Source organism: Cohnella sp., from assembly GCF_041641335.1.
In the GTDB taxonomy this organism is placed as follows: Bacteria; Bacillota; Bacilli; order Paenibacillales; family Paenibacillaceae; genus Cohnella.
This window is the reverse complement of record NZ_JBEPYQ010000056.1, coordinates 37,858-45,856: the sequence shown is the minus strand read 5'-3', so window position 1 is coordinate 45,856 and position 7,999 is coordinate 37,858. Positions and strand designations below refer to the sequence as shown.

The following is a 7,999-nucleotide window of genomic DNA, read 5'->3' as shown; positions in this document are numbered from 1 at the left end:
ATTTTTTGGCTTACTGCGAAGAGAGTGGTATGGAAAAATATGAGATCCAATCACAATATTGGATTATGGTTGATCCCTGTGTTGTCATGTGAGGTTTGATGCATGGATAGTGACTTTTTTGGCCTTAGCCCCACAGCTTTGAGTAGCGCCAAGGCACTTTTTTGGCCTTAGCCCCACAGCTTGGGTAGCGCGAAGGCACTTTTTTGGCCTTAGCCCCACAGCTTGGGTAGCGCCAAGGCACTTTTTTGGCCTTAGCCCCACAGCTTTGAGTAGCGCCAAGGCACTTTTTTGGCCTTAGCCCCACAGCTTGGGTAGCGCGGAGGCACCTTCTTGGCCTAGGCCTCGCAGTTTGCGTAGCGCCAAGGCACTTTTTGGGACTTAGCTCTGCGGCATGAGTTGTGCCAAGACTCTAGGTGAAGCAAAAAAGACCGCCGGTTACCTGGCCAGGATGGCAAGGTAATGCGATCTTCCCAGTCAGGGCTGCTGCCCGCTGTCTGAAACTCAGCTACTCAATCGACAATATATGGTATAATCCAACGTACAACAGTATAGGCTTACGAGGGCGGTCGGCTAATCTCCCCCAAGGGAGGTGATGCCGTGGAGGTTAAGGACGCGTTGACGCTAATGATTTCATTCGCGACTCTTGTCGTACTTATACTTTCGTTCCACAAAAAGAAATAGACCGCCCCTCAACCAAGGATTCGGTCTATTTCCATACCGTAATTCCAAAGCCTACCGCCCTTAAAGCGGCTGTTGTAAGGAGTCGTGTTAGCAGCACGGCTCCTTTCTTTATCTATATTGTATAACGTCACATGATGTCACGCAATTAATAAATGCATGACCCAATCAATTCCACTCATGCTCTCCATACAAATTATGGTATAATCCAACTACAACAGTATAGGCTTGCAAGGGCGGTCGGCTAATCTCCCGGAAGGGAGGTGATGCCCATGACAGTATTCGAGGGACTTATACTTATGATAACGTTCGGTTCGCTGATCGTTGCGATACTGTCCTTTAAACGGAAATAGACCGCCCCTGCCAAGGAATCGGTCTATTTCCAACCTTTTCTGAAGCCTACCGCCCTTAAAAGCGGCTGTTGTAAGGAGTCGTGTTACCCGCACGGCTCCTTTTCTTATCTATATTCTATACCGTATTCCTATTGTCGCGCAATCAAAAAATGTCTTTTAATCCATTTCCCTGGATGCGCACTATACAAATTATGGTATAATCCACCTACAACAGTATAGGCTTGCAAGGGCGGTCGGCTAATCTCCCGGAAGGGAGGTGATGCCCATGACAGTATTCGAGGGACTTATACTTATGATAACGTTCGGTTCGCTGATCGTTGCGATACTGTCCTTTAAACGGAAATAGACCGCCCCTGCCAAGGAATCGGTCTATTTCCTGACTATTTTCCCAAGCCTACCGCCCTTAAAAGCGGCTGTTGTGGGGAGTCGTGTTAGTAGCACGGCTCCTTTTCTTATCTATATTCTATATCGAGATACGATGTTATGCAATGCGAAATCAAATTATCTGATACTAAATGAAATTGAGGATGTACTCAACATGTACGATCTCTCCCTTCCCCATCGACTTTTTAAAATCGTTGGATCCGTCCTCTCGAAGGACGAATGAATCACGATCTCTTCATCATCTTGGAACGCACTCTTATTCACTTCCAGCATCAAGCGATAAAATTCACCATAAATAATCACCCGGATGCATCACTTCTTTTTCAACATATATTGGATTCCGGGCCCCTACCAACGCACTACATCTAAACGATCTTCTGGTAAATAAGAATTATTGCTTTCAGATATTCCAATAAACAAGAAAATTCTGTATAATTTAGTCACAAGCTGCTGAGAGGAGCGTAGTTGGTTGGAGACTCTTATATACATATCTGTATATACTCTCGAAGCCTTTTGTATGCTTTCGACTGGCTACATGTTGTTCCGCTTCCCTTTCAAAGAATTTATTTGGAAAAAGTTAATTCTCAGCTTTCTTTTCGCTGTGTTCTCTTATTCAATAAGAGATTTAACTGTCGTCAATGTAGCTACCGTGATCGTTCCGTTGGTCTATCTGTTGTCCGCTACTTTGTTTATAACATTCGTTAGCAAAATCCGGGTTGTCTGGGCATCCATTATGATGACGACAGGATACGCTCTTGTAGGCACCGTTCAAATGCTAGTGCTGTTGCTCTTCGATGCCTTTGGAATCGAAATGGCAGATGTGCAAGGCAATCTATCCTACCTGGTGCTCGTCCAAGTTATTACCGCGATTATTGTGCTTGCTTTTTCCTTTCTCTATTACTATCGAGGCGCAGGATTTACCTACGACTTCCCTTCGTGGAAGTGGAAGCATCTATGGTTGGTTGCTCTAGAGCTTATTCTGATCGCCTTAATTCTTCAATTTGTTTTTTTGAACAACCTCTCCATGATGATAGCTGTAGTGGCAAGTCTTACGGCTCTCATCCTTCTGAGTAGAAAAATGGAAAGGGAGGAAACATCAGAATGAATTGGAGTTACAAACTTTCTAACCACTTGGCCATGAAAATTCACTCGGCCAATCCTCAGCATCCTGTCAGTCTAGCGGTTCAGAGATATGCCATCGAGACGCTTATATCCTATACGATCATCTATATCGTTTCCTTGGGAATCGGAGCTTTTCTAGGACAAGCCCTTGACGTGCTCATTGTCATGATCGGTTTCTCCCTGCTGAGACTAATTACTGGCGGGCGTCACTTCAGTTCTCCTACGGCTTGTTTCGTATCATCCGTTGTCGCCTTTAACGCTATTCCGCTACTTGCTCAATATATCGATTCCACGACAGTCACCTTAGCGTTTACTATAGCAAGTCTGCTGCTTTGCATAGTATTTGCTCCGCAAGGAAAACGTTCCATCGTGAAGCAGCATCAGACCATCAAGCTTGCAGGAGGGGCGATTATCGCCATGAATATTCTGGTGATGTCGCCTGTTCTAGCAATAGCATTTTTCCTGCAAGCCGCGACACTCATCCATTTCAGGAAAGGAGGGAATAACGCATATGAAAAAAATTAGACTTATGTCCTTGTTCACGCTTTCCACGGTTTTGGGGATCGTCGCCTTTGCTCAGTCTTCCTTTGCTTGTGCGTTTGGACTGTACGACCCCGAAATGCCGGAAGAACTGCAGTAGGAGGAGCTTATGGAGTGGATCAAGGAGCTCCCTGTAAGTAGAGACCCTAAAGGTGCAACTGGCATCGTGTCGTTGCCAATGGACTCCATTCTATACATCCACTTCTACGAAGCAACGATTCAAGTCCACACCGCAACTGAAATGTTTTACTTTACGCTAGGGAGCAATCTGAGCGTGCTTGTCGATAACCTGAACAACTCAGGATATCAGTTCGAGAAGACCGACCGCGCTCAGGTCGCGGATTATCGACGCATAAGCCGCATCGAGAAAACCGAGTTTTTTCAGTACAAGGGTTACTTCGAGGGGACCGACAAGTATGTCATTTTCTCGGAGAGCAATTTCAAAAGGGCTCTAAAAATGCTAAAGGATCGCTCTGAATAGAGCGATCCTTTAGCATGAAAGAGGCTGCCCTCCGAACGCTCCCCAAGGAAACGACTCGAAAAGCAGCCTCTCGATTGTCCGTTTATCCGAATATCGCCTGAATGACCGGTTTCGTGTGGCCGCCCGGATACATCAGGTACAGCAGGACATAGACGGTAACGCCGGTAATCACGGTGGCGAACCAGATGACCGAGGTCGTCCGTCCGATCTTGCGGTGCTTGGCGAACTTCTTGCGGAACGCCAGAGTTAACGTCGTGATGCCGAATACCGCGGCCACGGTCGCAAGCACGATATGAAACAACAGAAAGATCAAGTAGACCGTCTTTAAGTTGTCGGGTCCGTTAAACATCGTATTGCCGATGAAGATTGTGCGAGACACGTAGATGATGAAAAACAAAGTCGCCGCGACCGCCGCCGCGATCATCACCTTCTCGTGCGCTTCGCGTTTCTTCAGGACGATCAACCGCCAGCCGATAGCGACCAAGATCCCGCTGATTAGAATAAAGCTCGTGCTGACGAGCGGAAAAATCTCATACCACGACATACGCATCCACCTGTTCTATCGTCGGATCTTCCAAGCTTTCTCCCTTATTGTACCTGTCCGAGCGTTCCAGTTCAAACGTTTGGCCGGATCGTCACACATTGTTAATAACTGCTCATTCCGCCGCCGGCTCCAGTACGCTGTCCTTGTCGCGGGAACGATCCCGCCGATACCATTGCATGAACACCGTATACAGCGCCGCGACGTTGATGCCTTCCTGCAGCAGCTTCATCACGATGCCGCCGAGCTGCTGATCGTCCGTCGCGCTCATCATGTTGAAGAACTTCGGCCCTTCGAACTGGCTTAACAACTGAGCAGGATCTCCCGACACGCAATAACCCATCGCCTTAGCCCATACTTCCGGATCATTGTAGACCCCGAATAGCGGCTTGCCGGCGAAGATGATCATGACGCAGGCCGGAGTAAGCAGCAGACCGCTCATGAAAATGTAGCCGAGAGTCAGCATGTGCGACATGCGCCGCCATTCCGGAATCGGACAATACACATGCCACCACATAGCCATCGCGCTTAGGAACAGCAAAGCGTAATAGATGCGGTGAATCGTAAAGTGAGTCATGATCCAATCGTGATTGCTCGGCATGTGATACAGAGAGAACAGCATGACGAAGGCCAGCAGGCCGATGATCGGATTCATCAAAACGCGGAATATTTTCTTCTTCCAGAAATCCCCTCCGAACGCGGCGCGCCACAGCCAATCCGGTATGCCGTAGATCAGCATAGGCGGAACCAGCATGTAAGCGAGCGCCATATTCGTCATATGGAAGGTAAACATCAGGTGTCCCAATAGGCTCAGCGGTCCGCCTTGCGTCAAATACAGCAGCGCGATCGCCAAGGCGAACGTGAGCTGGCGAGAAGCCGATACGGGCGCGCTGCCTGCGAAATGATGCCTCCAAGGCCCCACCACGAATGTGTACAGGACAACAATCACCATCATGAAGATCATAAACGCCGGACTCCACAAATCACCGAACGAGAAATATTCCAATCCCATCATTGCCGCCGACCTCCTTTCGAATACGAGTGAATGCGACTGTCAGATCCATGAAAAAAGAGAGGACGGATTTCGGCCCGCCTCTCTGAAATTCGGTTCCGTCCGGGGAATTACCACCAAACCCAGTACAGAGCCATAATCACCATCGTGAACACGACGACGACGCCTGAAATGATTCCGATAATCGGGAACAAATGTCCGCGATCCTTCATGTGCATCCAGTAAGCCATCTGAATGATGACTTGAACGACCGCCATCGCCACCAGAATGATGTACGTGAACGTTTCGTTGATTTCACCCGCGGCTACCGCAGCGAACGCGATAATCGTCAGGGCAAGGGAGAGAATAAAGCCGACGACGTGCTTCTGCGGCCCTTCTACCTTATGGCGCTTGGGAAGCTCACCGGATGCCGTCTCGTTGTGATTGCTCGACAAGTTAACCAGCCACCTTTCCCATCAAATAAACAACGGTGAAGATGAAGACCCAGACAACGTCGATAAAGTGCCAATACATCGCGGAGATGTACACTTTGGGCGCGGTAACGACCGTAAGCCCTTTTTTGAACACTTGCCCGATAACAAGCGCGATCCAGACAACCCCGAACGCTACGTGAGCGCCGTGGAAACCGACAAGCGTGTAGAACGAGGAGCTGAATGCGCTCGTCGAAAACTTGTGGCCTTCATGCACGTACTCGACGAACTCGTAAATTTCAAGGCCAAGGAAGGCGAGACCAAGAAGAATGGTAACGATCAGCCAAGTGACCATCGACTTCTTGTTGTGGTGATGCATCGCTTGAACCGCGAATACGCTCGTCAAGCTGGACGTAAGCAGGATCATTGTCGCCGCGAATACCATCGGAAGCTGGAACAGCTCCCCGGCCGTAGGGCCGTCGCCGACGCTGTGACGCAAAGCCAGGAATGCCGCGAACAGCGTACCGAACAAGACGACTTCCGCGCCTAGGAACAACCAGAAGCCCAAGATTTTATTGCGGGCTTCCAGAGTCGCCTTCTCCGGCTCATGAGGCAAGTGCCCTTCTACGTGGTCATGTGCGCTCATGCTTGCACCCCCTTATCTTGCTCTTCCGGTTCGATGTGGAAGCCGTGATCGTCGACCAAGGAACGGACAACCATGCAGCCAAGCGTAATCGCCAAGCCGACGCCTGCAACAATCAGTTGGTCATACATAAATCCGAATCCCGCGATAAACAATCCGACACTCATAATGAACGGCAAGATTGACGGAGACGGCATATGGATCGATCCGACCGGTTCGGCCGGCGTCATTGCAGTCTTCCCTTCCATCTTTTCCTTCCACCATGCATCGTATCCGCGAACGAGCGGAGTTTGCTTAAAGTTATATTCCGGCGGAGGCGAAGGAATCGTCCACTCGAGCGAACGTCCGTCTTCCCACGGATCGTTGGACGCGTTGCGCGGCTTCGCCCAAGTGACGAAGATGTTGATCAGGAACACGATCGTTCCGATTCCCATCAAGATAGCGCCGATCGTACTGATGAAGTTCATATCGTCGTAGCCTTGCCCGCCCAGGTACGTGTATACGCGGCGAGGCATGCCCAGCAATCCAAGGAAGTGCTGAACGAAGAACGTCAAGTGGAAGCCGATGAAGAACGTCCAGAACGTAATCTTGCCGAGCGTCTCGTTCAGAATGCGTCCGAACATTTTCGGCCACCAGTAGTGCAGACCCGCGAAAATACCGAGGATCAGACCGCCGACGATAACGTAGTGGAAGTGAGCGACGACGAAGTACGTATCATGGTACTGGTAGTCAGCCGGCGCGGAAGCGAGCATGACGCCCGTTACGCCGCCCATAACGAAGGTCGGAATAAATCCGATCGCGAACAGGTTCGCCGTAGTGAACCGAATCGAACCGCCCCAGAGCGTGAACAGCCAGTTGAAAATTTTAACCCCGGTCGGAACCGCGATCAACATCGTCGCGATCGAGAACAGACCGTTAGCTACCGGACCGAGCCCCGTAGTGAACATATGGTGAGCCCACACCATGAATCCGAGGAACGCGATCAAGACGGTCGCGAACACCATCGAGCTGTAACCGAACAGACGCTTGCGGGAGAACGTGCTGACGACTTCGGAAATGATTCCGAACGCCGGAAGAATAAGGATGTAAACCTCCGGGTGACCGAACACCCAGAAAATATGCTCCCAGAGTACGCCGTTACCGCCGTTGGCGACATCGAAGAAATTCGCGTTGAACAACCGGTCGAACATGAGCGCGACCAGACCTACTGTCAAGGCAGGGAAAGCGAATACGATCAGCGCGGACGTGATGAAGATCGCCCAAGTGAACATCGGCAGTCTCATGAACGTCAGGCCCGGAGCCCGCATGTTGATGATCGTCGCCATGAAGTTGATACCGCCGAGCAGCGTACCGATCCCGGCGATCTGCAAGCCTAGAACGTAGTAATCGACTCCGTGTCCCGAGTTGTAGATCGGACCGGCGAGCGGAACGTAGGACGTCCATCCCGCATCGGGAACCGCTCCTGCGAACCAGCTCAGGTTGAGCAGCACTCCTCCGAAGAAGAATGTCCAGAAGCCAAGCGAGTTCAAGAACGGGAACGCAACGTCGCGCGCGCCGATCTGCAGCGGGATAACCGCGTTCATCAGCGCGAACAACAGCGGCATTGCTGCAAGGAAGATCATCGTTGTTCCGTGCATCGTAATCAATTCGTTAAAAGTATCTCCGGCGACAACATCATTCATCGGCTTAAGCAGCTGAATCCGAATGATGATCGCCTCCAATCCGCCGATCAGGAAGAAGAAGAATCCCGCGATAAAATACAGGATGCCGATCTTCTTATGGTCGACGGTCGTTAGCCAATCCATCAAGCCGCTATAGCGCTTGACCTTGTGTCC

Annotated in this window: 12 protein-coding genes; 7 read left to right on the top strand and 5 right to left on the bottom strand. The window is 50.3% G+C overall.

The genetic code is table 11. From position 1 onward, the window contains the following. Window positions 1–597: 597 nt before the first annotated feature. From ACESLM_RS18345 to ACESLM_RS18315, 7 genes are all read left to right on the top strand, one after another. Window positions 598–681 carry a putative holin-like toxin gene (locus ACESLM_RS18345; protein WP_372633020.1) on the top strand — a complete coding sequence of 28 codons (84 nt, stop codon included), beginning with the start codon at window positions 598–600 and terminating at the stop codon, window positions 679–681. A gap of 263 nt (window positions 682–944) precedes the next feature. After that, complete coding sequence (locus ACESLM_RS18340; RefSeq protein WP_372633019.1) at window positions 945–1,031, top strand: putative holin-like toxin; 87 nt, start codon at window positions 945–947, stop codon at window positions 1,029–1,031. A 259-nt stretch (window positions 1,032–1,290) separates the two neighbouring features. Continuing rightward, window positions 1,291–1,377: a putative holin-like toxin gene (locus ACESLM_RS18335; protein ID WP_372633019.1), complete on the top strand. Its 87-nt coding sequence runs from the start codon at window positions 1,291–1,293 to the stop codon at window positions 1,375–1,377. A 507-nt stretch (window positions 1,378–1,884) separates the two neighbouring features. Then, window positions 1,885–2,520, top strand: a complete 636-nt coding sequence (locus ACESLM_RS18330) for a hypothetical protein (RefSeq protein ID WP_372633015.1) — start codon at window positions 1,885–1,887, stop codon at window positions 2,518–2,520. Continuing rightward, on the top strand, window positions 2,517–3,062 hold the full coding sequence (locus tag ACESLM_RS18325) for an accessory gene regulator ArgB-like protein (protein WP_372633014.1): 546 nt from the start codon (window positions 2,517–2,519) through the stop codon (window positions 3,060–3,062). Before ACESLM_RS18330 ends, ACESLM_RS18325 begins: the two co-directional genes overlap by 4 nt. After that, window positions 3,049–3,177 (top strand): cyclic lactone autoinducer peptide, encoded by a 129-nt coding sequence (locus ACESLM_RS18320; RefSeq protein WP_372633013.1) that lies wholly within the window; start codon window positions 3,049–3,051, stop codon window positions 3,175–3,177. The genes ACESLM_RS18325 and ACESLM_RS18320 overlap by 14 nt, the downstream gene beginning before the upstream one ends. Window positions 3,178–3,186: 9 nt before the next feature. After that, on the top strand, window positions 3,187–3,558 hold the full coding sequence (locus ACESLM_RS18315) for a LytTR family transcriptional regulator DNA-binding domain-containing protein (RefSeq protein ID WP_372633012.1): 372 nt from the start codon (window positions 3,187–3,189) through the stop codon (window positions 3,556–3,558). An 82-nt stretch (window positions 3,559–3,640) separates the two neighbouring features. Here ACESLM_RS18315 and ACESLM_RS18310 read toward each other — a convergent pair whose 3' ends face one another. The 5 genes from ACESLM_RS18310 to ctaD form a co-directional block, all read right to left on the bottom strand. Next, a complete protein-coding gene (locus tag ACESLM_RS18310; RefSeq protein ID WP_372633011.1) occupies window positions 3,641–4,102 on the bottom strand; it encodes a DUF420 domain-containing protein in 462 nt (153 codons plus the stop codon). A gap of 112 nt (window positions 4,103–4,214) precedes the next feature. Beyond that, window positions 4,215–5,114 carry a cytochrome c oxidase assembly factor CtaG gene (gene ctaG / locus ACESLM_RS18305; RefSeq protein WP_372633010.1) on the bottom strand — a complete coding sequence of 300 codons (900 nt, stop codon included), beginning with the start codon at window positions 5,112–5,114 and terminating at the stop codon, window positions 4,215–4,217. Between the two features lie 107 nt (window positions 5,115–5,221). Continuing rightward, a complete protein-coding gene (locus tag ACESLM_RS18300) occupies window positions 5,222–5,545 on the bottom strand; it encodes a cytochrome C oxidase subunit IV family protein (protein ID WP_372633009.1) in 324 nt (107 codons plus the stop codon). A 1-nt stretch (window position 5,546) separates the two neighbouring features. Further along, window positions 5,547–6,167, bottom strand: a complete 621-nt coding sequence (locus ACESLM_RS18295) for a cytochrome c oxidase subunit 3 (protein WP_372633008.1) — start codon at window positions 6,165–6,167, stop codon at window positions 5,547–5,549. Next, window positions 6,164–7,969, bottom strand: a complete 1,806-nt coding sequence (gene ctaD, locus ACESLM_RS18290) for a cytochrome c oxidase subunit I (RefSeq protein ID WP_372633018.1) — start codon at window positions 7,967–7,969, stop codon at window positions 6,164–6,166. Before ctaD ends, ACESLM_RS18295 begins: the two co-directional genes overlap by 4 nt. Window positions 7,970–7,999: the final 30 nt, after the last annotated feature.

What these genes read in the sequence shown, in the direction of transcription:
- ACESLM_RS18340 (WP_372633019.1), top strand. Translation starts at nt 945, where the DNA reads ATGCCCATGACAGTATTCGAGGGACTTATACTTATGATAACGTTCGGT.
- ACESLM_RS18335 (WP_372633019.1), top strand. Translation starts at nt 1,291, where the DNA reads ATGCCCATGACAGTATTCGAGGGACTTATACTTATGATAACGTTCGGT.
- ACESLM_RS18325 (WP_372633014.1), top strand. Translation starts at nt 2,517, where the DNA reads ATGAATTGGAGTTACAAACTTTCTAACCACTTGGCCATGAAAATTCAC.
- ACESLM_RS18320 (WP_372633013.1), top strand. Translation starts at nt 3,049, where the DNA reads ATGAAAAAAATTAGACTTATGTCCTTGTTCACGCTTTCCACGGTTTTG.
- ACESLM_RS18315 (WP_372633012.1), top strand. Translation starts at nt 3,187, where the DNA reads ATGGAGTGGATCAAGGAGCTCCCTGTAAGTAGAGACCCTAAAGGTGCA.
- ACESLM_RS18310 (WP_372633011.1), bottom strand. Translation starts at nt 4,102, where the DNA reads ATGTCGTGGTATGAGATTTTTCCGCTCGTCAGCACGAGCTTTATTCTA.
- ctaG (WP_372633010.1), bottom strand. Translation starts at nt 5,114, where the DNA reads ATGATGGGATTGGAATATTTCTCGTTCGGTGATTTGTGGAGTCCGGCG.
- ACESLM_RS18295 (WP_372633008.1), bottom strand. Translation starts at nt 6,167, where the DNA reads ATGAGCGCACATGACCACGTAGAAGGGCACTTGCCTCATGAGCCGGAG.
- ctaD (WP_372633018.1), bottom strand. Translation starts at nt 7,969, where the DNA reads ATGGATTGGCTAACGACCGTCGACCATAAGAAGATCGGCATCCTGTAT.